This window comes from Pseudomonas syringae group sp. 243L2 (assembly GCF_032587875.1).
Classification (GTDB): domain Bacteria; phylum Pseudomonadota; class Gammaproteobacteria; order Pseudomonadales; family Pseudomonadaceae; genus Aquipseudomonas; species Aquipseudomonas amygdali.
Genome location: NZ_JAWHPL010000010.1, coordinates 1 through 24,920 on the forward strand (window position 1 = coordinate 1; position 24,920 = coordinate 24,920).

General features: G+C 57.6%; 18 protein-coding genes. 14 read left to right on the plus strand and 4 right to left on the minus strand.

From position 1 onward, the window contains the following. The 3 genes from RYB66_RS03940 to RYB66_RS03950 form a co-directional block, all read left to right on the plus strand. On the plus strand, nt 1-1,842 hold a 1,842-nt coding region (locus RYB66_RS03940), incomplete at its 5' end, for a DUF3274 domain-containing protein (protein ID WP_316893869.1). Beyond that, nucleotides 1,839-3,530, plus strand: coding sequence for a DUF2875 family protein (locus tag RYB66_RS03945; RefSeq protein ID WP_183134516.1), 1,692 nt, complete (start codon nt 1,839-1,841; stop codon nt 3,528-3,530). The genes RYB66_RS03940 and RYB66_RS03945, both read left to right, overlap by 4 nt. Further along, a complete protein-coding gene (locus tag RYB66_RS03950; RefSeq protein ID WP_003424462.1) occupies nt 3,527-3,796 on the plus strand; it encodes a PAAR domain-containing protein in 270 nt (89 codons plus the stop codon). The genes RYB66_RS03945 and RYB66_RS03950 overlap by 4 nt, the downstream gene beginning before the upstream one ends. 390 nt (nt 3,797-4,186) lie before the next feature. Here the strand turns inward: RYB66_RS03950 and RYB66_RS03955 are convergent, their stop codons facing one another. Together RYB66_RS03955 and RYB66_RS03960 are read right to left on the minus strand one after the other, a co-directional pair. Further along, complete coding sequence (locus tag RYB66_RS03955) at nt 4,187-4,774, minus strand: glutathione S-transferase (RefSeq protein WP_005782283.1); 588 nt, start codon at nt 4,772-4,774, stop codon at nt 4,187-4,189. After that, complete coding sequence (locus RYB66_RS03960) at nt 4,771-5,199, minus strand: VOC family protein (protein WP_005731427.1); 429 nt, start codon at nt 5,197-5,199, stop codon at nt 4,771-4,773. The genes RYB66_RS03955 and RYB66_RS03960 overlap by 4 nt, the downstream gene beginning before the upstream one ends. A gap of 115 nt (nt 5,200-5,314) precedes the next feature. Between RYB66_RS03960 and RYB66_RS03965 the strand changes: the two genes are divergently transcribed. Then, nucleotides 5,315-6,223, plus strand: a complete 909-nt coding sequence (locus RYB66_RS03965) for a LysR family transcriptional regulator (protein ID WP_005744282.1) — start codon at nt 5,315-5,317, stop codon at nt 6,221-6,223. A 185-nt stretch (nt 6,224-6,408) separates the two neighbouring features. Then, entirely contained in the window at nt 6,409-8,577 is a 2,169-nt protein-coding gene (locus RYB66_RS03970) for a TonB-dependent siderophore receptor (protein ID WP_316893872.1), read from the plus strand. A 50-nt stretch (nt 8,578-8,627) separates the two neighbouring features. On the opposite strand, the gene RYB66_RS03975 is transcribed toward RYB66_RS03970, so the two are convergent. Beyond that, a complete protein-coding gene (locus RYB66_RS03975; protein ID WP_117139958.1) occupies nt 8,628-9,311 on the minus strand; it encodes an ArsR/SmtB family transcription factor in 684 nt (227 codons plus the stop codon). A 73-nt stretch (nt 9,312-9,384) separates the two neighbouring features. Between RYB66_RS03975 and RYB66_RS03980 the strand changes: the two genes are divergently transcribed. The 3 genes from RYB66_RS03980 to RYB66_RS03990 all read left to right on the plus strand — a co-directional run bounded on the left by RYB66_RS03980 (nt 9,385) and on the right by RYB66_RS03990 (nt 13,907). Beyond that, nucleotides 9,385-10,611: an MFS transporter gene (locus tag RYB66_RS03980; protein ID WP_316886884.1), complete on the plus strand. Its 1,227-nt coding sequence runs from the start codon at nt 9,385-9,387 to the stop codon at nt 10,609-10,611. A gap of 297 nt (nt 10,612-10,908) precedes the next feature. Beyond that, entirely contained in the window at nt 10,909-11,157 is a 249-nt protein-coding gene (locus RYB66_RS03985) for a hypothetical protein (RefSeq protein WP_002552767.1), read from the plus strand. A gap of 59 nt (nt 11,158-11,216) precedes the next feature. Next, nucleotides 11,217-13,907, plus strand: coding sequence for a beta-glucosidase (locus tag RYB66_RS03990; protein WP_316886895.1), 2,691 nt, complete (start codon nt 11,217-11,219; stop codon nt 13,905-13,907). Between the two features lie 74 nt (nt 13,908-13,981). On the opposite strand, the gene RYB66_RS03995 is transcribed toward RYB66_RS03990, so the two are convergent. After that, complete coding sequence (locus RYB66_RS03995; protein ID WP_039847339.1) at nt 13,982-14,635, minus strand: TetR/AcrR family transcriptional regulator; 654 nt, start codon at nt 14,633-14,635, stop codon at nt 13,982-13,984. Nucleotides 14,636-14,977: 342 nt separating this feature from the next. On the opposite strand from RYB66_RS03995, the gene RYB66_RS04000 reads away from it, so the two are divergent. The 6 genes from RYB66_RS04000 (at nt 14,978) to RYB66_RS04025 (ending at nt 24,398) form a co-directional block, all read left to right on the plus strand. Continuing rightward, entirely contained in the window at nt 14,978-17,848 is a 2,871-nt protein-coding gene (locus tag RYB66_RS04000; RefSeq protein WP_316893874.1) for a PAS domain-containing protein, read from the plus strand. Between the two features lie 106 nt (nt 17,849-17,954). Then, complete coding sequence (locus RYB66_RS04005) at nt 17,955-18,563, plus strand: TetR/AcrR family transcriptional regulator (protein ID WP_005744274.1); 609 nt, start codon at nt 17,955-17,957, stop codon at nt 18,561-18,563. A 355-nt stretch (nt 18,564-18,918) separates the two neighbouring features. Beyond that, complete coding sequence (locus RYB66_RS04010; protein WP_316893876.1) at nt 18,919-20,550, plus strand: methyl-accepting chemotaxis protein; 1,632 nt, start codon at nt 18,919-18,921, stop codon at nt 20,548-20,550. Nucleotides 20,551-20,653: 103 nt separating this feature from the next. Continuing rightward, on the plus strand, nt 20,654-21,475 hold the full coding sequence (locus RYB66_RS04015) for an aldo/keto reductase (RefSeq protein WP_004660705.1): 822 nt from the start codon (nt 20,654-20,656) through the stop codon (nt 21,473-21,475). A gap of 170 nt (nt 21,476-21,645) precedes the next feature. Next, nucleotides 21,646-22,665, plus strand: coding sequence for a transporter (locus RYB66_RS04020; RefSeq protein WP_002552763.1), 1,020 nt, complete (start codon nt 21,646-21,648; stop codon nt 22,663-22,665). Between the two features lie 116 nt (nt 22,666-22,781). Then, the gene (locus RYB66_RS04025; RefSeq protein WP_005744270.1) at nt 22,782-24,398 is read left to right on the plus strand and encodes an inorganic phosphate transporter; all 1,617 of its coding nucleotides are present in this window, start codon (nt 22,782-22,784) and stop codon (nt 24,396-24,398) included. The last annotated feature ends 522 nt before the right edge of the window (nt 24,399-24,920 follow it).

Genomic DNA, 24,920 nt, shown 5'->3' on the forward strand with positions numbered 1-24,920 from the left:
CAGGGGGTGAATGAGCGGCTGGATCGGCCGGATCTGGTGGCTGGGCGGTATGGGGCCAAGTACAAGGCAGCTGAAAAAACAGCGCCTGAAAAACGGAGCAGTGACCAGAAGGTAATAATCGATGATTCTGACACTTATCTTTATCGGCGCGACACCACTGACCCTAAAACCCACAGCCTTCTCATCCCTTTTTACTGGGGCTATCGAGCAGCACCTGAGGATATAAAACGCGATGATGCGGGCGACCCGCTCAGAATGCGCAATCAGTTTCAAGACATCAACGGCAACCGTCTGGATCGTCATTTTGCCAAGGGCGGTGGTTTTTTCGCCAACGCGACAAACAATTTACAAGAAATGTATGGAGAAGGCTTCGAGCCAAACTTCAAAACTCATTCAGTAGAATTCTTGAGTGCGGATAACTCTTTATACTTTGGAAAAGCGCCTTCAAGGCACTACTTTGTGCTGGCAGCGCATCGTTTGGCGATGCTGGTCCGCGAGATTCGCCGCCTATCGCCCGATGAAACCATCACCATCATGGGCCATAGCCAAGGCACGCTTATAACGTTATTGGCGCAAGCGTTGTTAGTCGATGAAGGCCAGCGTTGCGCGGACACTGTGATCATGGTTGACTCACCCTACAGTGTGCTGCCAGACGTAACACCCAAAGACCATGACACCCTCTCAACGCTGATCAATATCGTCAGCGCGGTTACAAAAAACCCTCACACACAGCCGCCATTGTCAGACCTGAGAAACCCCGCTACCTATGCAGGCAGAAGTGGGCCTAAATGGTCGCCCGCTCAAGGTACCCGAAAGAATAAGCTAGGTAACTTGACCGTCTTCCCCGAACGAGATAATCGCGGCAAAGTGTATCTCTACTTCTGTCCTGATGACACCACCGTGGCGCTGGACGATGTGCAGGGCATCGGCACATATGGCGTACCTGACGCTTTGCCGGATGGGCGAATGGCTATGATGATCCTGCAGGCAAGACGCTTTTATCAGCGGATGTGGACAAAACGCCATCGCGACGGAGAGCCGGTTTTGGTAGGCAAGACACCTCAGCCCGAGTTTCTGCGTGCGGAGGGCGAGAGCCGTTACCCAGGCGGTTCTTTCTTTGTCGGGCTTGTCTCTCAGGCACCCGTATCAGAAGGGCAAGAACGCCTGATCAATGCAGAGGCATTGAATCCCCCTCACGAACCGCAGATGTTTGGCGGCGAAGCAATCAAAGGGACACCCACGACCGCTGGCCGAGATAGGCCTGACGATGTCGGGAAAAGCGTTGCACTCGGCAAAGATGCGGCCACGTTTCTCTGGATACAGATGCCTGGTGAGTATGACCCGTACAAGATTGATAAGGAGCAAGCTCTGGCACGTTATAACAGCCTGTCCAATGACCCCGAAGAACATACCAGATCGGTACGCATCTCCAACAATCGTCGAAGCTTTCAGCGAGAAGAAACACCGTCCGAAGTCCGTAAACGTATGGAACACGACAACAGTACATGGGGAGACAACTCCTATCACTCCGGTTTGCTACGGAGTCCGGAGAATCACCGTTGGGTCACTGCAATGGACATAGCGATTGGCCAATGCAAAAGCCTGGACGACCCAGCAATGTGTGAATTGCTGGTGGCTATTGGGGACTGGCGAATGGATGCAAAAAAATTTCTCAATACAACCGAATCCCCAGCGTGGGGCCGTCTCAGTCCACGTGCCCAAGCATTGGTAAAGGCCAGTCATCAGTACTATCAAAAAGGTATATTTCCACCCTATGGAGTGGTCCCTCTGTCCCCACCGGCCTTGGTCAAGAATGTATTGAATAAAGGGGCAAAGCAGTGACGGACACCAAACAAAAATCTTCACTTCGCCCGTCACTAAGACCCTACCTCTGGACGATCGGACTAACGCTGGTGCTGTGGCTCGGCTTTGTCATCATTGTTTATTTGAAAGCACAGGAAACCGACGTGGAACTTCGTGATATACATTCAGTGGTACGCTGGAGTATTACAGGGATTTTGGCTGCTGCACTATTGGCGTACAGCGGGCATTGGTGGGGCAACGCGGTCGCTCATGAAAAAGCTGAACTGGCCGCTTATAAATCCGAAGTGATCACTCAGAATGCAGAACAGGAGGCTGCTCGACAGCGAACCTATTCACTGGAGATAAGAGGTGCCGGAATTGGCATCTATGAAGATCATCAGTCTGAAATCTGGGATTTCGTAAAAAAGAAAAACAATAATTTTGTCTCTATCTTTTCACGGGATCCCAAGGATTATGACCCCTCACTCGACGCTAGAGAGATCAGCGCAGATATAAAATTACAAGTCGCTTTCAAACATTCAGCGTCTGAATCCGTAGCCTATTGGCCGATTCCAGTCTTCGCGCTTGGCCCACCTAATCCATATGAAAAACCCTACAGAGCCGCAAACCTGATCAACGCCGGTCGCAATGCTGCTACTCTCGGCGTCACGCTATTCCTATGGCAGGACGATGAGAGCACGAGCAATGCTCAAGCCATGATTGAGCGACTTTTCAAGTTCTTCAACGATAATCCGCAGGTCCCACAAGCATTGATCGCAAGTCAGGACGGCGACGTCACACGAAATATTTATCGTAAACGTGGTACCCCCGGCCTGCCCAAAAATGCTCAGGTCGTACCGACCGTGTTCGAAAGCATGACAGGCCTACTTGTCACCCGTTCGGATCGTGTAGACCGGTATATTCGTCCTTATGCGATAAGCGAAAAAGAAGACAATCAAAACAAAAATACCGATCTGGGCAAACTTTGGGCTTTTTATTGGAGCCGTGATAAAGCATTTTCAGACTGGTACGAAAGCGCGGAGAGCGCCAAGGGGATTGAAAGCCCCTACGCTCCAGGCACCATGTCCACCGCCTACTGGCAAGCCCAGCTCCCTACCCTCTGGAAAACCATCAGCAATCGCGGCCCTGGCAACTTCGAGCCTTCCCCGTGGCTGCCGATTCGCTGGGGTCAGCATCAGGTCAAGGAGTTCGACGCTGCTCCAGTGCTCGGCTATCTGCATCGCCCGATCAAGGCGCCCATGCAGGATGAAAACGGCAAGCGCTTGAAACCTGCTTTGCAAGCCAAAGCCTTGCAAGCCGCATGGGTGCAGGCGTTGGATACCTTGCCCGACGGTCAGAAACCTGTACGGGTGTTCTACGACAGCACCAACAACCCGGAAGCGGAAATCGCTCTGAACAACGCCCTCCACGACCTGAACAAGGACGGACACGGTCTTGAGCTGGGCAATGTCGAAGAGGGCTACGACATTGGCCGCCGTCTGGGCAATACCGGGGTCAGTGGTGCGCTGGTCGAGATCAATCTGGCAACCATCGCCAGTTACAAGGATGGCGGCGTCAGCGCTGTGATCTACGCCGGCACCGATGGCAGCCTGACCGTACAAATGGTCCGCCCGCCCGATGAAGCCCGCAAGGCGAAGAACAGCCAGAACCGCGGCGCAGACCCGTTCACCTTTGGCTCGCCAACCGGCGGGGCACCTGCAGAGTGAGTTATCCCGTCTGTCTGGGCGACGCCACCAGCAGTGGTGGCCGAGTGGTGTCCTGCCAATTGGCAGGCACCCACACCCTCAACGGCAAGCCTCCAGCCGTGCTGGGTGACAAAGCCACCTGCCCGCTTCATGCCGGTGAATTTGCCTTTATCGAAGGCCACCCCACACGAAAGCTGAACGGTATTCCGGTGGTTCTGCACGGCCACCGACTGGCGTGCGGCTGCCAAGGTGTGGCCAGCCATGCCATGAACGTGCGAGTGGTCTAAGGATTTTATTTGTGATCAGGCCATACAACGAAGGCACAGTAAAACGATATTGAATTTCGTGACTTTAAAGAGGTGGGTACAACCATGCTCTACACGCAAAATCTGACCATCGCGCCTGTGCCCTATTCGGCTATGGGGTTTGAGAAAATCGGGAGTCGAGCCAGCTAGCGTGAACACAGGGCTATGAACTCCCCGACTAGATCGTCGGGAAGTTGATGATCCTCCTTGAAGCCTTAAGCAGCAGTAAGTCACCGAGAAAAAGTAATCGTTCAGATCGCTCAGTACCGCCGAAAACTCATACTGCATACAACCTTCAGGAGGATGTTAAACCCAGCGATCAGGATAGTCGAAGCTGCCCAATAGCCTGGAATTCGTGCCGCGCCCCGCCTGTCATGGCCTCATCAAATACCCCGCCAGCCCCTCCACCCGTTCAATCCACCGCAAAACACTCGGATACGCCCCCAGCTCCACACCGCCTTCCGGTGCCAGCACCACATACGGATAAACCGCACACTCGGCAATCGTAGGCCGCCCCATTGCCAGCCAGTCATGCTGTTCAAGGTGTTTGTCGAGTAGCCCCAACACAACAGACGATTTCTGCAGGGCCTCGGCCTTGTTCAGCGCAGCGCCGAATTTCTGCACCAGTCGCGCCGCGCAAAGGCTGTGCTGGATCTCGTTGCCGGCGAACGACAGCCATTGGGCGATTTCGGCCTGGCCTTGAGGGTGAGCGGGCCACCACGCCAGGCCGCCATATTCGCCAGCGAGGTAAATCAGAATGGCCTGCGAGTCGCGCAGGACGACCGGACCATCTTGTAGAACAGGTAATTCGCCCAGAGGATTGAGGTCAGACAGTGGTGGCTTTTTATGCTCGCCGTTCAGAAAGTCCACCGCGACCACTTCAAGCTCGATATGGGCCAGGGCAGCGAACAGGCGGACTTTGTAGCAGTTGCCGGAGGCTTGCAGATCGTACAGTTTCATTGTGTGTCTCCATCGACGAGTTGATTGAATTCCAGAACGTTGCCATCGGGGTCGCGGATGAACAGTGCAATTCGTCGCGGGCCGATGGGGTGCGGCCCTTCAGTGACGACAATCCCCTGCGCGTCGAGCCAGCGCTCTAGCGCCTGCAAGTCATCGACGATAAACGCCGGGTGCGTCATGCCGGGTAGTTTCAGCGGGGCATCCAGCAACACGTTGTGAGCACGGGGCACGCGAACGCCATTGAAGATCAGGTTGATGCGCACGCCGTCCGGGCTGAGCATCTCGTTGGCTTCGTAACGTGGAAAACGCGCACTCTCGACAAAACCAAGGGCCTGATAGAAGGCCAGTGCGCGGTTTTGGTCGCTGACGCGAATACCGATGTGGTCGTATGCGAGAATCCGGGCGGGGTTGGGTTGCAGACTCATTAGGTTGAAACTCCGGTTGGAAGCAGTTTCGCAAGTGTCGGCCACGACAGCGTTTTCACCTATGCTGCGGACCTGACAAGACCTATGCACTAATCGCACAAATCAGAAGGTGGCAATGGACAGGCTCAAGGCAATGGCCAATTTCGTGCGGATCGTCGACAGCGGCAGTCTGAGTTCGGCGGCGGATGTCACCGGGCAATCGGTTGCGTCGCTGGTCCGCTCGCTGGCCGCTCTGGAAAGTCATCTGGGCGTACGCCTGTTGAACCGCAGCACGCGACGCATGGCTCTGACCGATGAGGGCGAGGAGTATTTGCGCTGGGCCCGGCGCATGCTCGCGGACTTCGATGATATGGAACAGCGCCTTGATGGCCGCGACGGAATCGTACGCGGCCTTCTTCGGGTGACGGCACCTGTCGAGTTCGGGCAGCGTTATATCGCCCCGTTGGTAAACGCCTTTCTCTGCGAGCATCAGAACATCAACGTCGAGCTGAACCTCAATGACCAGATCGTGCCTCTGCTTGACGAGCGCCTTGATCTGGCGTTGCGCATCGGCCATCTCCCGGACTCGGCGATGGTCGCGCGCAGGATCGGGGCGACCCGGCTGGTGAGCTGCGCAAGCCCGGGCTACCTGCGCACCGCCCCGCTGCTGGACACCCCGAAATCCCTGCCTGAGCACGCGTGCATTACGCTGGCTTCGCACGGCCGGCAGTGGTACTTCCGGCATCAGGGCAAAGAGTTGATACAGGACATTATCCCCAGACTGGTCTGTAATCAGGTCCGCGCCGCCAGCCTGGCCTGCGTGCAGGGTCTGGGCGTGACCCGGCTGATGCATTATCAGGTTGCAGACGAACTGGCTGACGGTCGCCTGATCAGGGTACTCAACGACTTCGAAACGGCAGATCTGCCGATTCAACTGGTTTATCCGCACGCCTTGCAGCTCTCGCCACGGGTCAAGGCATTCGTCGAATGGGCAATTCCACAGCTGGAAAAATGCCTGCCTGATCCCTCTCTTCAAGACCGATAGCGCTGCCAAAAGCTCATCTGATGTACGGCACAGAGGCACCTGTGCTCGCAGTGGAAATGTGAAAATTTTGTTAACTATTTGTTCGCAGTGTCTTTTTCTGACAGAAACAACCTGCCACAATAATGCGAACAGTTATCAACATTATTATCATCCAGCCATGGACGGCTTCAGGGAGTGTCGGGTTCATGCCGGGCCAGCAATCGCAAAGCCGTTTTCTTTTTACCCCTGCCCTGCTGACAATGGGCATCTGGATCGCAACTTCTCACGCTGCCTACGGCGCTGAAACGCAAGCCACAGAAGCGTCATCGGCGACGACAATGGAGCTGGGCGCGACGCAAATCAGCAGCGACCAACTTGGCTCTACTACCGAAGACAGTCAGTCCTACACCACGGGCCCGATGCAGACAGCGACCAAATTGCCGCTGACCATCCGCGAAACCCCGCAGGCTGTGACCGTCGTCACTCGTCAGCGCATGGACGACCAGGCCATGACCAGCATCAACGACGTGGTGAAATACACCCCGGGTCTGTTTTTGGACCAATCCAGCGGACCGGGCCGGCAAACCTACACCTCTCGCGGTTTCGACATCGACAACATCATGTACGACGGCCTGCCCGCCTCCTACTCGGGCTACACGGCAGGCGTTCACCCCAACCTGGCCATGTTCGATCATGTCGAGGTGATCAGAGGCGCTACAGGCCTGGCGACAGGGTCTGGTAACCCTTCAGCGGCGATCAATATGATGCGCAAACGTCCTACCGCCGTTCCACAAGTCACCCTCACCGGCACGGTCGGGAGCTGGGACGACTACCGCGGCGTATTCGATGCCTCCGGACCACTGAACGATAGCCGCACGGTACGCGGCCGAATAGTCGGTTCCTACCAGGATGCCAACAGTTTCCGCGACAAGGAAAAAAGCGATCACGGCGTTTTCTACGGGGTGGTCGAGGCCGATCTGAACGATGCCACGACCGCCACTCTGGGCTTGTCTCGTCAGGAAGATCAGACCAATTACTTCTGGGGCGGTCTGCCCCTCGACACTGACGGCCATCACCTGAACCTGCCGCGCTCGACCTATTCCGGCTCGGATTGGGAAAACAAGAAAATCCGCATAGACACCGTGTTCGGTGAGCTGGAGCACCGTTTCGACAACGACTGGAAACTACGCGTAGCAGGCTCGAGCTCGTCGCTGGACGGTCTGTTTTCAGGTACTTACCTGTCGCGCTACAACGGCCCGCTGGAAACGACGGCCTATCAGTCCAAGCCTGAGGAGCAGCAGACTGCGTTCGATGTCTACGCCAGCGGACCGGTCGAAGCGTTTGGGCGCACCCATGAAGTGGTGGTCGGCACCAGCAGGCGCGTGTACGACAAGACCAGCAAGGAATACAGCCCCTACGACACAGGACTGCCGATTGGCGCGCCGAAGCCGGACTTCGTCCGCGATGGCAAGACGCATAGCATCGCCACTCAGGACGCGATTTACCTCACTACACGTCTGAGCCTGGCCGACCCGCTGACCCTGATCCTCGGCGGCCGTCTGGACTGGTACGACTACGACGATCGCTCTGGCGATGAAGACTACAAGGTCACCCGCAATCTGACCCGCTACGCTGGGCTGATCTACAAGCTGGATGAACACCATTCCCTGTACACCAGCTACACCGATGTCTTCCAGCCACAGAGCGCGCAAAGCTTGTCTGGCAAGGTGCTAGACCCCGTCGTGGGCGAAAACTATGAAGTCGGCATCAAGGGCGAATATTTCAACGGCGCCCTCAATGCCAGCCTGGCAGTGTTCCGGATCGACCAGAAAAACCTCAAGACCGAGTCACCGACCCAGGCGGGCTGCGCGGTCCTGACCTGTTACGACGCAGCCGGTCTGGTACGCAGTCAGGGCATCGAGATGGAACTGCAAGGCGCGCTGACCGAGAACTGGCAAGTCGGCGCAGGCTACACCTATGCCCGCACCCACTACCTCAAGGACACCGATCCGGCGAACAAGAACCAGCAATTCAACACCGACACACCTGAGCACCTGTTCAAGGTATCGACCGTCTACCGCCTGCAAGGCGCACTGGAAAAGATGCGCGTCGGCGGCAACGTCTACTGGCAGAGCCGCATGTACAACGACATCGCGCTCACCGATGGAAGCTATCGCCTGGAACAAGGCAGCTACGCCGTTGCTGATCTGATGGCGGGGTATCAAGTGAGCAAGAACCTCGACTTGCAACTGAACGCCAACAACATCTTTGACCGCACCTACTACACGGCGATTGGCGCAAGCTCGGTATGGGGCTCTACCGACGTCTACGGCAACCCACGCAGCTATGCGTTGACGGCCAAGTACAGCTTTTGAGCCTGAGCCACGCTGCTATCAGGCATGCTCGGTAGCAGCGTGGTTACGTCTCACACCCCAAACACCTTCGCCATACCGCCCACCCCTTTGGCCGTCAGCTTCAGTGCTCTGGAGTCCAGATGGCGGCTTACCCAGCCGCGCGTGAGCATCAGCTCCAGCAGCGCCGCCCCCAGAGCGCCACCAATGTGCGGGGCGCGTTCGCTCCAGTCCAGGCAGGCGTAGGCCAGACGTCTGCGTTGCTGACGTACTGCGTCTACGTCGATGCCCAGCGCATTCAGTGATTCGACACCCCGCTCACTGATCACATAGTCCTTGCCCTGCTCATTTAACCAGCCGGCCTTCAGTAAGGCATCGTGTAACTTGACGGCGACTTCACCGGCGCAGTGGTCGTAACAGGTTCGAGCCTGTCGCAAGGCCGAAGGCGTGTTGGGTTTGAAGGGCACGGCGCTGTGTTGAGTCAGTAACAGCAAGGCTTCCAGCGCTTGCGCCACCTGCGCATTGGCCAGTCGATAGTAACGATGCCGGCCCTGTACGAGCATTTCCACCAGCCCCTGCTCACGCAAACGCGCGAAATGGCCGCTGGCACTCGATGCGCCTATATCGGCCAGCGCCGCCAGCTCGGTCGCGGTTCGTGCGCGCCCGTCCAGTAGCGCGCAAAGCATTCGGGATCGTGCTGGGTCAGCAATGGCACCCGCCACTGCCGCCAGCGAGAGGTCTGCTGCTTCAACATCCATAGTTCAGCCATCCCTGAAGTGTTCTCGTAGGCGGTCATCATACTGCTGCCAAACCACTTGAAGGGATTCACCCATGCATCAATCGAGTTTTTTTGGCAGAAAAGTCGTCGCTGCTACATTTCTGATGGCTGTGTTTGGCTGGGGCATCGGCTTTTACGGTCCGCCGATATTCATGTATGCCGTGATTCAGAGAACCGGCTGGTCGACCGCGCTGTGCTCGGCTGCGGTCACGGTGCATTTTCTGGCAGGTACGTTGGTCGTGGTCAACCTGCCTGCGTTGTACAAAAGGTATGGCCTCCCGTGGATTACGGTTTCAGGGGCGGCAACCCTTGCTGTCGGTGTGTACGGCTGGTCGATCGCCAATCAGCCCTGGCAATTGTTCATCGCCGCGGCGCTGAGCGGATTCGGTTGGGTAACCATGGGCGCGGCAGCGGTCAACGCTACCATCTCGCCATGGTTTGTCAGCAAGCGTCCTGGCGCATTGGCGATGGCCTATAACGGCGCGAGCATCGGCGGTGTAGTCTTTTCATCGGGCTGGGTGTACCTGATTGACCGGTTCGGGTTCAGCCTTGCTGCGGTCGTGGTGGGTGTGCTTTCAACAGGTGTGATCGCGCTCCTCGCTTTCGGTGTGTTCCGCTTCAGGCCTGAACATCTGGGTCAGCACCCCGACGACATTCTCCAGATAACCACTGAGCTGCCTCCATTCCAGGACACTGCGCCCATAACGTTACGGAGTAACCGACCATTCCTCACGCTGGCGGCAGCCATGTCGCTCGGGCTGTTCGCACAGATTGGCCTGATCAGCCAATTATTCCTGCTGCTGATTGATCACGTCACACAGCAGACCGCAGGTATGGCCATGGGTGTCGCTACCTGCAGCGCTATCTTCGGCAGGTCTCTGTCCAGCAGGCTGTTAGCGCCAGGCACCTGTCGACGCCACATCGCCTGCCTGAGTTACGCCTGCCAGTGCCTGGGCTGTGTGGTGCTGATGTTTATAGGCACAAGCTCTGCCCTGTTATGGGCCGGCATGATTCTTTTCGGTGTGGGTATCGGCAATGCGACATCACTGCCTCCGCTAATTGCCCAAGCGGAATTTCCCAGGCATCAGGTTGCGCGCGTGGTGACGTTGATCGTCGCCATCGCTCAAGGCTGCTACGCCTTTGCGCCAGCACTCTTCGGTGGTGTCCGGACTTTATTCAACGGGCCTGACAGCGACCTGATAGCGCTGGCACTTGCTGCCAGTATTCAGGCGGCAGCGATACTTGTCCTCATCAGCATGCGGCCACATGGAAAACCGTAGCCAATGCCAAAAACAGAGTGATCACTCTGCTTTTAAAAAAGAATATTAATTTCTATAAAATAGTAAAAAACACTAATTTATTGCCTTAAATATGAATTTTATGGGATTAAATCAAAGTTAAATCCGTATAGTTGATACGTGAATTTACATACCATCAAATATATAAAATTGCATTCGTGTATTTTACCGTTCAGCAATTTTCTGCTTGTCACGCACGTTTTGAAGAACCTGTCGGCCGCCCCGAGCTGCCGACTTGCCTGTCTGCCTGTTTCATATTTCTATTTGGAGACTCTCCCGATGGCCAGCCCCCTGCTGCCTGTTGTTGCCACTTTACTGATGTCCCTCGCCGCCCTGCCGGTGTCTGCCGCTGACAGGCAGAACCCGCTGCCATCCACGTCGAGCGAGCGCCGCGCAGAGGTCGACGCTCAGCGTGAGCAGATCACCGGTGCCGACGCTGCCGTACAGAAAACGCCCAATGGCGCGCAAACGGTGGTGGATGCGCCGATCGACACTGCTGACGCCCCTGCCGGCAATGAAGACCACTGAGTGACCCACTGACTGCAACCGATCAACCTATGAATGACGTAAGGAATAACTCCGTGTCCATGATCAAACAAGGCCTGGGCCTGAGCCTGTTGGCGCTCGGTATCGCCCAGGCAGGCAGCGTGTTCGCTGTGACGCCGATGACAGGCAATGAAGTCGAAGCGCGCGTAGGCGCAATGCTGGACAACATGACGCAATCGGAAAAAATCAATTTCTCGCGCGTTGACGACGGCCGGATGATTCCGAAGCTGGACAAGTTCAACCTGCAGGGTACGGTCGCCTATGATTCGGCGATGGGCGTGCTGGTCGGCGGCAAGACGTTCGGTGCGCAGTACCCTTCCCCGTCAGCACTCGCAGCCACCTGGAGCATCAATCGGGCCAAGGAATTCGGTCTGGCTATCGGCTACGAAACCCGGATAGCGGGCGGGCAGCAAATGCTCTCGCCAGCCATCAACCTCTACCGTACGCCTTTCAACGGGCGAGCGGCTGAGTACATGAGCGGCGAAGACCCGTTTCTCGGTGCCGTATTGGCGCCTGCCGTGACCAACGGCATTCAGGTTCAGGGCGTCCAGGCGGCCGCCAAGCATTACCTGATGAACGAGCAGGAAGCGAACCGTCATTATCTGGATGTGAAGATTGACGAGCGAGCGATGCAAGAACTGTATCTGCCTGGCTTCGAGTCACTGGTCAAGAACGCCAATATCGCCTCGATCATGTGCGGCTACAACAAGATCAACGGCGAATACGCGTGTGAAAACCATCACCTCATCACCGACATCCTGAAAGGCCAATGGGGCTTTCAAGGTAACGTCATGAGCGATTTCAACTCGGTTCAGGACGCCTTCAAGGGTGCGTGGGCGGGTACCGATATCGACATGCCCAGCGGACTCCAGTTTACTGAAGCCAAACTGCTGCCTTATGTCTGGAATGGTCAACTGCATCAGAACGTGATCGACGACAAGGTGCGCAGAAACCTGAGAGCACTGGTCAGCTACGGCTTTGACAAAGGGATCAACAAGGCGCAGCCACTGGAGCATCGTGAGTACGGGCAACTGGCCGCATTGAACGTGGCCAGAGAGTCGATAGTTCTGCTGCGCAACCAGCCGGTAGACGGAAACAAGCCTCTGCTGCCACTGTCCAGAAACGCAAAGATAGCGGTCATTGGTGATCTGGCCATGCAGCCCCCGACCGCGCCGTTCGGTACGGCTTATTCGGCACCCGCAAGCTATGTCACTGAACTGAGCGGCCTCAAGCAACTGGCGTCGAATACATCCAACGTGGAATACCTTTCACAGATGAGCCTGAACCCGAAGTCGTCGGTCTGGTATCAGCCCGCTAAAGACCAACAGGCCATCAGCAATACCGGTGTAAAAGCCGAGTATTACGCCAATACCTCGCTGTCCGGCGACCCGGTTGCAACCCGCGTCGAACCCGGCATCAATCTGGACTGGATTACCAACACCAACCAGACCGATAACGGCACCAGCACAGTCAACGGCTATACCCCGTCAGCAGGCTCGTTCTCGGCGCGCTTCACCGGCAAGATCAAACCGACGATCAGCGGCCCTCAGGTGTTCAAGGTACGGGCGGACGGTGCCTATAAACTCTGGATCAATGACGAGCTGGTGCTTGAGGATGAGGGCTCGCAAGTCTCGTTCGACCTGATTCCAGTGGTGCCGCGCACTGTCAAAACGGCCAGTCTCAAGGCCGGTACCGAGTACAACGTGCGCCTGGAATATCGCCGGCTTAAAGGCAACTTCACTCCGGTGCTGGGTGGCATGAACGGTGTGCAGATGAGCTGGGCAGCGTTGCGTCCACCGAAGAACCTGGGGGATTACGACGCTGTCGTGGTAGCCGCCGGCAATAACTTCGAATACGAGGGTGAGTCGCTTGATCGGCCGTTCGAACTGCCGCAATTCCAGTCCGAGTTGATCAGCTTCATTCAGAAAGCCAACCCCAAAACCATCGTCGTACTGCACGGTGGCGGTGGTATGGATATGCAGCCCTGGGCTGACAAGGTAGCTGCGTCTCTGCACGCATGGTATCCGGGGCAACAGGGTGGTCAGGCACTGGCCGAAATTCTGTATGGCAAGGTCAACCCGTCGGGCAAGCTTCCGATCACCCTGGACAAGAAGGCGCAGGACAACCCCAGCTATGCTTCCTACTCGAACCCGGTGCCGTACTATTTCAGCAGCGCCAACCCTCCAGTTGAAATGACCTACAGCGAAGGCCTGTACCTGGGCTATCGCGGTTACGACAAGAAGCACACCAAACCGCTCTATCCATTCGGTTTCGGGCTTTCCTATACCACGTACGAGTACAGTGATCTGAAACTGTCGAGCAACGTATTGGCTCCGGGCGCGACCATTCAGGCCTCTTTCAAGGTCACCAATACTGGCGACAAGGCAGGTTTTGAAGTTGCTCAGCTTTATGTGCAGCCATCCAGGCCTCAGGTTGATCGCCCGGAGAAAGAGTTGAAGGGCTTTACCAAGGTTTACCTGAAGCCAGGCGAAAGCAAAACCGTCACGATTGCACTGGACTCGCGTTCTTTCGCTTATTACTCACCCGATTCGGTGAGCTGGAACGTCGACCCTGGCAAGTTCAAGGTCCTGGTGGGCAAGGACTCGGAAAACCTGGCACTCGACCGCACGGTAGTAGCGCTTTATCCGGAGCAACTGACCACACGAGATTCAAACCCCCTTCCAGTCCCCCTGCGCAAGGCAGTACAAGTCAAGGCAGAGCAGGCTTACTAAGCAACAGCCATTCTGAGTAGCGGTAATCGGTGGTCGATGCGACCACCGATTACTCTCATGCGATTGATCGTTGATCAGCGCCCTGCCAGTTCCTGCGCCAGTCGTTCGAGAAACCTGGCAAATGCGCTGTCTATCTGCACGTCTGCTGGCGATCGAAGCCACTGAATCTGCATGCCATCCATCATCGCAACTATCTCAAGGCTGATTTGCCTGACATCAACGTCCTGGCGAATTTCACCTGCCTGAGCCAGCACATTCAGATGCGTCTGAAGATGACTGTGCACAATCTGGAAACGCTCACTGAACCAGCGGTGTGCAGGGTGCGTGACCGACAGACTTTCAGTGTTGATGATCATCAGCGCCTGGCTGACGGAGGCGTCTTCGATGCTGAAACTCATGACCTGCTTCAGAAAGGCCATGAACCCCTCCAGCGAAGCGACTTGCCCGGCGTCCTGCAACCTGGCAGCAACGTACTGATCCCTATGTTCAAGAACAGCTTGCAACAACACCAGTTTGGTCGGGAAATGATGCAGCAATCCGACCTGAGAGAGACCTGCAACCTTGGCAATGTTAGACAACGAGGCCCCCGCATAGCCATCCCGGGCGAAGATGGTCATGGCTGCCTGAATGATCTCTGCCTTGCGCACCTCCCCTTTGGGAAGACGTCGCTTCACCGCAGGCTGCTTGACTGTGGCGGGTGTATCAGAACTGTTTGAATTCACGGACATACGAAGGGCACTGTTCGCACAACGAAAGGATAAATCGTAGCATGCGACCGGAAGAAACCCGGAAAAAAGGCCTGAGCACCGATATTGACGCCCTTTAAAGAAACCCGCACGCATGCCGATGCATACCGAAGCCCGACTGTATGTCGATAGCCATAGAGAGACATATCCAAAGTACGGCACCTGACACCCGGACGCTGAGGGGCACTGGCAAGCGTCGACCTCGACAGTGAGATTGCAGTGCGAAAAGCAGCCACGGGCAGCTGCCCGACCATGCAGACAATTAACGTGTGAGCCGGAGGCGCTCTGAAATACCTGACAAGAGAAGAGCTGGAAGCACAGGTCGTGCACCTGCGCGCAGCACTTGAAGAAGCCGGTATCGACGCCGGGCCGGAAAACGGCGCAGCAGCACTGCCCAGCCGGGAGGCGCGCAAGCGTGCGGCTTTTGACAGCGCGTTGGACTTTGCCATGATCCTCACGGATCCAGACGGCATCATTACCGACTGGAATCCGGGTGCAGAACAGGTGTTAGGCTGGTCCGCTGCACAAATGGTCGGGCAGGATGCGGAGTGTTTCTTCACGCCGGAGGACCGCGCCTGCGGCCGGATCGAACATGAAATGCAACTCGCTCTGAGCGTCGGCCGAGCGTCGGACGAACGCTCGCACCTGCGCAAGGATGGTCAGCTGTTCTGGGCGTCTGGCGAAATGATGCCGCTGTATGACGAGGAAAATACTCACCTTGGCTTCGTCAAGATCCTGCGCGACCGCACCCGGGAGCATCTGGTGGCACGCGCAACCGAAGAAGCCCAGGAACGTTACCGGTTGGCCGCCAAGGCTACCAATGACGCAATATGGGATTGGGATTTTACCGCCAACCACGTGCTCTGGAATGACGCACTGGAACAGGCATACGGCCACCCCCTGGCGACACTGGACACCTCCGGTAACTGGTGGATAGCCCAGATCCATCCCGATGACCAGACACGCATTTACCACTCTATCCATGCATTGATTGACGGCAGCGGCACTGCCTGGACCGATGAATACCGTTTTCGCCGATTCGATGGTACTTATGCCAATGTTCTGGACCGTGGTCATGTGATACGCAACAACGAGGGCAAAGCCGTACGCATGATCGGCGCGATGCTCGACATGTCACAGATGCAACAGGCAGAAAACGCGCTGCGCCAGAGCGAAGAGCGCTCCAGAGCCATGCTGGAGACCATCGAAGCAGCGTTCGCCATCATTCAGGTCAAGTTCGATGCAGACGACAGCCCGGTAGACTACCGGTTCATCGAGGTCAATCCTGCCTTTGAACGTCAGGCCGGTGTCGATTTGCGTGGCAAGTGGGTGACCGAGTTTGCTCCAGACCTGGAGCGTTTCTGGTTTGAAGCTTATGGCCATGTCGCCAAAACCGGCGAACCTGCCAATTTCGAGAATTACGCCAAGGCGTTCGAGCGCTGGTTTGAAGTCAGAGCGGTGCGTGTCGGTGAACCGGCTGATCGACAGATTGCAGTCATCTTCAGTGACGTGACGGAAAGACGCAACGCCGAGGAGCGATTGCGCACCAGCGAAGCCGTCGCACGCGCGAACGTCGACCGCGTTCAGCTCGCCCTCGCCGCGGGTGCGATTATCGGTACCTGGCATTGGGACTTGACGGCCGACCGCTTTACCGTCGACGAAGCCTTCGCCAAGGCGTTTGGTCTTGACCCCGCTCTGGGCTTCGATGGTTTGAGTCTGGAACAGGTCATTGCCACTGTTCATCCCGAAGACAAACAAGGCTTGATCGATGCGATCAACGCGGTCATCACCAGTGGGCGTGTTTATGCCCACCAGTATCGGGTCCGCCGTGCCGACGGCCTCTACTACTGGATCGAGGCGAACGGCCGCGTCGACCGTGCCGATGACGGCACTCCACTGAGCTTCCCGGGCGTGCTCATCAACGTCGATGAACGACGTGCTGTGGCGGCCGAGCGCGACCGGGCCACTGCAGCGCTGCGCTCGCTCAACGACACGCTTGAACAGCGCGTGGCAGCACGCACCGCGGAACTGATGCAGGCTGAAGAAAAGCTGCGTCAGTCGCAGAAAATGGAAGCTGTGGGGCAACTGACTGGCGGTCTCGCCCATGATTTCAACAACCTGCTGGCGGGCATTTCCGGTGCTCTGGAATTGATGAACACCCGTATTGCACAGGGGCGCTGGAACGATGTAGACAAATACATCGTCACCGCACAGGGCGCTGCCAAGCGCGCCGCGGCCTTGACGCACAGGCTTCTGGCCTTCTCCCGACGCCAGACACTGGACCCACAGCCGACCGACGTGAACAGGCTGATGAAAGGCATGACAGACCTTATCCAGCGCACGGTAGGCCCCAGCATCGTGGTCGAAACCATTGGCACCATAGGTCTATGGCCAACGCTGGTCGATGCAAGCCAGCTGGAGAACGCGCTGCTGAATCTGTGTATCAACGCCCGCGACGCGATGCCGGACGGCGGGCGCATCACGATCGAGGCCGACAACCAATGGATAGAAGGTGATGTGGCGCGGATGCACGATATGCCTGAGGGTCACTATCTGTCGCTGTGCGTGACCGATACCGGCACAGGCATGACGCCCGATGTCATCGCCAAGGCATTCGACCCTTTCTTCACCACCAAGCCCATTGGTCAGGGCACCGGTCTTGGTCTGTCGATGATTTACGGGTTCGCCAATCAGTCCGGCGGTCGGGTGCGCATTCAGTCGCAGGTGGGCAAAGGAACCTCGATATCCCTGTATCTGCCACGTTACGACGGTACAGCGACAAGAGACGAGAGCGATGTGCACCAGGCGCCGTTCGAGTTTACCCAGTCTGGAGAGACCATTCTGATCGTGGACGACGAACCGACGGTACGCATGCTGCTCACCGACGCGCTCGGGGATCTGGGTTATACCCTGATCGAGGCGGCCGACAGCCTGGCCGGCCTCAAACTGCTGCGCTCGGACGTGCATATCGATCTGCTCATCACCGACGTGGGCTTGCCCGGTGGCATGAACGGGCGACAGATGGCCGACGCGGGACGCGAAGTACGTCCGCATCTGAAAACCCTGTTCATCACCGGTTATGCAGAAAACGCTGCCATTGGTGACGAGCAGCTCGGGCCAGGCATGCGGGTACTGACCAAGCCGTTTGCGATTGATGCTCTGGCTGCCCGAGTCCAGGAGTTGATGAGCGCCTGATGCAACCGGCTCGTTGCGATCCTGCTTCGGGCCTTCAACATTGAGCGCTGCGCGAACCCGGTGCTAACATGCGCGACCGCCATGCAGGCAAGGGAATAACCGGGTCATGAGCAGTATCCGCGAGCGCAACAAAGAACTCATCCTGCGCGCTGCCAGCGAAGAATTCGCCGACAAGGGCTTCGCCGCCAGCAAGACCAGCGATATCGCGGCCAAGGCCGGTGTCCCCAAGCCCAACGTCTATTACTACTTCAAATCCAAGGAAAACCTCTATCGCGAGGTGCTGGAAAGCATCATCGAGCCCATCCTGCAAGCATCGACGCCGTTCAATCCTCAAGGTGTACCGGCCGACGTACTGAGCAGCTACATCCGTTCGAAGATCCAGATTTCCCGTGACCTGCCCTTCGCCTCAAAAGTGTTCGCCAGCGAGATCATGCACGGCGCCCCGCACCTTACGTCAGAGCAGATCGAACAGCTCAATGGGCAGGCGCGGCACAATATCGAATGCATTCAAGCCTGGATCGACAGCGGGCAGATCGCCCCGCTCGATCCCCATCACCTGATGTTCACCATCTGGGCCGCGACCCAGACCTACGCAGATTTCGACTGGCAGATCGCAACCGTTACCGGCAAGGCGAAACTGGAGGACGCTGATTACGAGGCCGCGACCCGGACCATTCTCAGGCTGGTGCTCAAGGGTTGCGAGCCGGACAGCTGAACCCCACCCCGCTTTGCTGCAGACGCAAAAAACCCGCCGAAGCGGGTGGTTTTGCAACATGACCATTCCAACATCCTGTCAGTAGCCTCCTGGCAATGGTCGATCTTCCCTGATCGCTGCGGCGTTCCTTCGCTGCAGCTGTTGAATTGGATCCTACATTCACTGAGGGTCCGTCGATAGAGCCAATCGCGTCTGTTGCTGTAAGCCTTTCGCCATAGCGATGTACGCCGTTAAAAAGTGTGACCGGCCGCTCATGTTTGGTCAGGATGCGCCGAGATGCTTAAAAGGCTCTGAATCGCGCGTTGCGCGGATCGGAGTCATCAGAAGAAAAAAAATAATGCATGGGATGCCAATCATGAGTATGCGCAGTTTGTCCATCAGTCGCCGTCTGTGGCTGATTCTTGTCGTTTCAGTGCTGATGCTCTTCGTCCTGTCGGCGACGCTGCTCAGGCAGCTGCATAACGACCTGTATCAGGCCAAGGCCGAGAAAACCATGCATGTGGTGCAGACTGCCAGCGGCATCCTCTCGTTTTATCAGGGGCTTGAAGCTGCAGGCGGCATGACACGCGAGGCTGCGCAACAGCAGGCCTTGAAAGAGATAAAGAGCCTGCGTTACAGCCAGAGCGACTACTTCTGGATCAACGACCTGCGCCCGGTGATGATCATGCACCCCACCAACCCCAAACTTGAAGGCCAGGACATATCGACCATCAAGGACCCGGACGGCTTTGCGGTGTTCAACGAAATGGTCACGCTGGTCAAAGCCCAGGGTGCCGGGATGGTGAATTACCGCTGGCCCAAGCCCGGTGCCAGCGAGCCGGTGAAAAAAACTTCTTACGTGCAGCTTTTTCAGCCCTGGGGCTGGATTCTGGGGTCGGGCGTATACGTCGATGACGTAGCGGCAGAGTTCAAGGCACAGCTATGGAACGCTGGCATCTTCATCGCGGGCATCGTGCTGGTCATGGTCCTGCTACTGGTCATGATTGTGCGCAGTATCGTGCGACCGCTGAGAGCGGCGGTCGGTGCAATGGCCAGCATCGCCAGTGGCGAAAGTGACCTGACCCGTACGCTGGAAACCCACGGCAAGGATGAAATCACCGAGCTGGGCGTTCACTTCAACGCCTTTGTCGCCAAGCTGCGCAATGTCGTCGGCCAGTTGCAGAATTCGGCAGTAGCGCTGGGCCAGGCCTCAACGGATCTGGGCAGCAATGCCGGGCAGGCGCAGAAACGCAGCGAGCAGCAGTCCCAACAAATGGACCTGGTTGCCACCGCGATCAACGAAGTAACCTATGGCGTACAAGACGTGGCCAAGAACGCCGAGCAGGCCGCCAACGAAATGCGTGATGCCGAGTCACAGGCGCAGCAGGGTCAGGTCAACATCGATAACAGCCTGCGCCAGATCGGGCACCTGTCCGCCACCATCGACCAAGCCGTTGAAGTGATGCAGAGTCTGGCCAGCGAGAGCACGCAGATCGGCAGCGTACTGGAAGTCATCAGTTCGATTGCCGAGCAGACCAACCTGCTGGCACTGAACGCCGCCATCGAAGCGGCACGCGCAGGTGAACAGGGTCGTGGCTTTGCCGTAGTGGCTGACGAAGTACGTCTGCTGGCCCAACGCACCCAGAAGTCGACTGCAGAAATCCAGGCCATGATCGAACGCCTGCAAAAGCATTCCGACGCGGCGGTCAAGGTAATCGGCGACAGCAGCCGTTCCTCGCAACTGACTATCGAGCAGGCCAACCAGGCAGGCCAGAGCCTGACGTCCATCAGTCAGGCGCTACGCAACCTCAATAGCCTGAACACCTCCATTGCCAGCGCTACTCTGCAACAGACGCATGTGGTAGACGACATCAACCAGAACGTGACCCAGGCCGCGCAACTGTCCCAAAGCACTGCACTCGCCGCTGAACAATCGACTTCGGCCAGCCTGCACCTGCGCGACTTGAGCGAAGAACTGAACGGGCTGCTGAAGCAGTTCCGGGTTTAAATCTGCATTGCGATGGGGTGCACGGAACCTAGTGCGCCTCTTGTTGCCTGACACCTGCTTAATCAATCGCTCATTTAGCTGCTTATTTATTGCAGGGGGTCACATGCGCACACTGGAATTGGCAGGCAGAACTGTACCAGTGCTGGGTCAGGGCACCTGGCACATGGGTGAAAAAGGGCACCTGCGCTCGGCAGAAATTGCTGGCCTTTGCCTGGGTATCGAACAGGGCCTGACCCTGATCGACACCGCCGAGATGTACGCCGACGGCGCTGCCGAAGAGATCGTCGGGCAAGCCATCGCCGGGCAACGCGACAAGGTATTCGTGGTCAGCAAGGTCTACCCGCACAATGCCAGCCGTAGCGGTATCCCGGCTGCATGCGAAGCAAGCCTGCGCCGGATGAACACCGACTACATCGACCTTTATCTGCTGCACTGGCCGGGTCAGTACCCACTGACCGAAACCGTCGAAGCCTTCGAACGCCTGCAAGAAGCCGGAAAAATCGGCGCCTGGGGTGTTTCCAACTTTGATGTCCCGGACATGATCGAGCTGAACAACCCGCGTTGCGCGACCAATCAGGTGCTGTACAACCCGGAACAACGCGGCATCGAGTTCGACCTGATGCTGTGGAGCGCTGATCGCCACCTGCCATTGATGGCGTACTGCCCGATTGGCCAGGCCGGCGATCTGCTTTACCACCCTGCCCTGCACGAAATCGCCAAACGCCATGACGCAACACCGGCGCAGATTTCCCTGGCGTGGGTGCTGCGTCAGGACAACATGATCGCCATTCCCAAGGCGACCAACCCGGAGCATATTCGTCTGAACATCGCTGCCGAGCAGATTCGCCTCACCGAGCGCGACCTGGCCGACATTGACCTGGCCTGGCCAGCGCCGACTCGCAAAGTACCGCTGGCAATGGTCTGACCGGTTTCGATGCAGTCGCAGCTGTCGATTGACTGAACGGCCGCCAATGCGGCCGTCTCTTCATGTGACAGATGACACACCTGGCAACAAGCTGTCACAAATATGAAATAACGCCTTGTCATCATGCGGCCTTCGCCTCCCTGCCCGGGCCAGGCCGCACGTGGACAGCCATGAACCACAGTATTGCTCACCACCATCAGGACTCCGACCTTTTCGGTCTGCTCTACGGCTTCCGTTTTCGCCACGCTGAAAGTGGCCAGGAAATCGGCTCGGCCGCCGCGCTGGATTACCTGCAAAACCCTCCGGAAGAGAACGACTTCATCTGGCTGCACCTGAACCTGTCGCACGCAGCCTGCGAGCGCTGGATGAAAACCCATCTGGACCTTCCGGAAGAGTTTTTCGAGGCCCTGCACGAAGGCTCGCGCTCTACCCGAATCGAGCACGTCGACGCCACGTTGCTGGCGGTAGTCAACGATGTGGTGTTCGATTTCAACAGGCTCTCGACCGACATCTCGACCTTGTGGGTCTGCGCCCGCCAGCGCTTGCTGATTACCGCCCGGCTGCAGCCACTGCGCTCGGTAGACAAGTTGCGCTCAGCGGTCAAGCGCGGCGAACAGTTCGATTCACCGCTGGAACTGCTCGCTCACCTGCTCAGTGACCAAGGCGAAGTGCTGACCCAGTTTCTGCGCAAGACCAGCGTCAACGTCGACCGCATTGAGGACCAGTTGCTTTCACAGCGACTGAGCAACAATCGCTCCGAACTCGGTGCCATGCGCCGTGTGCTGGTGCGACTGCAACGCCTGCTGGCGCTGGAACCGGGCTCTTTGATGCGCCTGTTGCACAAGCCTCCGCAATGGCTGCGCGAGCAGGATGTCCAGGCGCTGCGCCAGTCCATTGAAGAGTCCTCGCTGGTGATCAACGACCTCACGGCACTGGGCGAGCGCATCAAACTGTTGCAGGAAGAGATTGCCGCCAACCTCAATGAACAGAGCAGCAGAACCCTGTTTACCCTGACCGTGGTAACGGTTCTGGCATTGCCGATCAACATTGTCGCGGGCTTTTTCGGCATGAACGTGGGGGGTGTACCACTGGCGTCCGACCCTGAAGGCTTCTGGATTCTGGTGGCACTGGTCGCGACGTTTACGCTGGTCGCGGGACGCTGGGCATTTCGCAAACGTGGCGATTATTGACCCGGCCTGCCGGTTGTCAGAAATCTGGCGCAAAAGGCCACTGATTACTCGCATGTCGCATCTCTGTCACATTTTGCAATGACCATGTCAATATTCTTTCAATCAGGATTGCGAACATGGCTATAAACGCACTTTCTCCCGATGCGACGGGCCGGGCGGGCCTGTCGGCAACTCACTTCGGGCGCAAACCGGGTCGACTGACCATGGTCATTTTCTTCGCGATACTCATCGCCGGCCTGCTATTTACTGGCTACAGCCTCAAGCAGGATGTCGATGACATGGGCACGGTGGTTACCACCTGGACCCCGTTCGTGCTGCTGGGCGTGGCGTTGCTGATTGCACTGGGGTTTGAGTTCGTCAACGGTTTCCATGACACCGCCAACGCAGTCGCAACCGTGATCTATACCCACTCCCTGCCACCCGGCTTCGCGGTGGTCTGGTCGGGGTTCTTCAACTTTCTCGGCGTGATGCTCTCCAGCGGTGCAGTAGCGTTCGGCATCATCGCACTGCTGCCGGTGGAGCTGATTCTGCAAACCGGCTCATCGGCAGGCTTCGCCATGATCTTCGCCCTGCTGATCGCGGCGATCATCTGGAACCTGGGCACCTGGTGGCTGGGCTTGCCAGCGTCCTCGTCGCATACGCTGATCGGCTCGATCATCGGTGTCGGCATCGCCAACGCCTTGATGCACGGACGGGACGGCACCAGTGGCGTGGACTGGTCTCAGGCGACCAAAATAGGCTACTCACTGTTACTGTCGCCGCTAGTGGGTTTCGGCTGTGCCGCCTTGCTGTTGCTGGCCATGCGCATGTTCATCAAGAACCGCGCGCTGTACAAGGCACCAGAAGGCAATGCACCGCCACCGCTGTGGATTCGCGCCATGCTGATTGTGACCTGCACTGGCGTTTCATTCGCTCATGGCTCCAACGACGGGCAGAAAGGCATGGGGCTGATCATGCTGATTCTGGTCGGTACCCTGCCGATGGCCTATGCGCTCAACCGCACCATGCCGGCCGATCAGGCCACTCAGTTCGGCGCGGTGGCAGAGGTCACCCAGCAGGCACTGATGCGCAGTGCTCCCCTGCCTGCCCCGGCTGACTCGCGCCAGACCCTGTCGGATTATCTGGTCAGCAAACAGGCAGGCCCCGACCTGATCCCTGCGCTGGCGGTCATGACCGGCAAGATCGGCAATCAGGTCGCCAGTTACGGCTCGCTCTCGAAGGTGCCTGCGGAAGCGGTGACCAACGTTCGAAACGACATGTACCTGACCTCGGAAACCATTCGGGTGATGGATAAGAACAAGGTAGGCAATTTCGACGCCGATACCCAGACCAAGCTCGATGCGTTCAAGGGGCAGATCGACAGCGCGACGCGTTTTATTCCGACCTGGGTCAAGATTGTGGTCGCTATCGCCTTGGGGCTGGGCACGATGGTCGGCTGGAAACGCATCGTCGTGACGGTAGGTGAGCGCATAGGCAAGACGCACATGACCTACGCACAAGGCGCGTCGGCAGAAGTCGTGGCGATGTTCACCATCGGCGCGGCGGACGTGTACGGGCTGCCAGTATCAACCACCCACGTGCTGTCATCCGGGGTAGCGGGGTCGATGGTCGCCAACGGTTCAGGCCTGCAAATGCGCACCTTACGCAACTTGGCCACCGCCTGGGTGTTGACCCTGCCGGCTGCCATCCTGCTTTCGGGTTCGCTGTACTGGGTGTTCAGCAAACTGTTTTGAGGTCTTCGGCGAGCGGTGCCTGCTGCCATCAAGTCTTGATGCAGGTCGCAAAGAGGACGCGGAGCGTCCAGAAAGGCATGCGACGCGGAGCGTCGCACGATAGTTGCGATGATCGTTCCGCACGCTCCAGCGTGTGAATGCAGGTCGCGACGCGGAGCGCCGCACGATAGTTGCGATGATCGTTCCGCACGCTCCAGCGTGGGAATGCAGGTCGCGACGCGGAGCGCCGCACGATAGTTGCGATTATCGTTCCGCACGCTCCAGCGTAGGAATGCAGGTCGCGACGCGGTGTGCCGCACGATAGTTGCGATCATCGTTCCTCACGCTTCAGCGTAGGAATGCAGGTCGCGACGCGGAGCGCCGCACGATAGTTGCGATGATCGTTCCGCACGCTCCAGCGTAGGAATGCAGGTCTCGACGCGGAGCGTCGCACGATAGTTGCGATTATCGTTCCGCACGCTCCAGCGTGTGAATGCAGGTCGCGACGCGGAGCGCCGCACGATAGTTGCGATTATCGTTCCG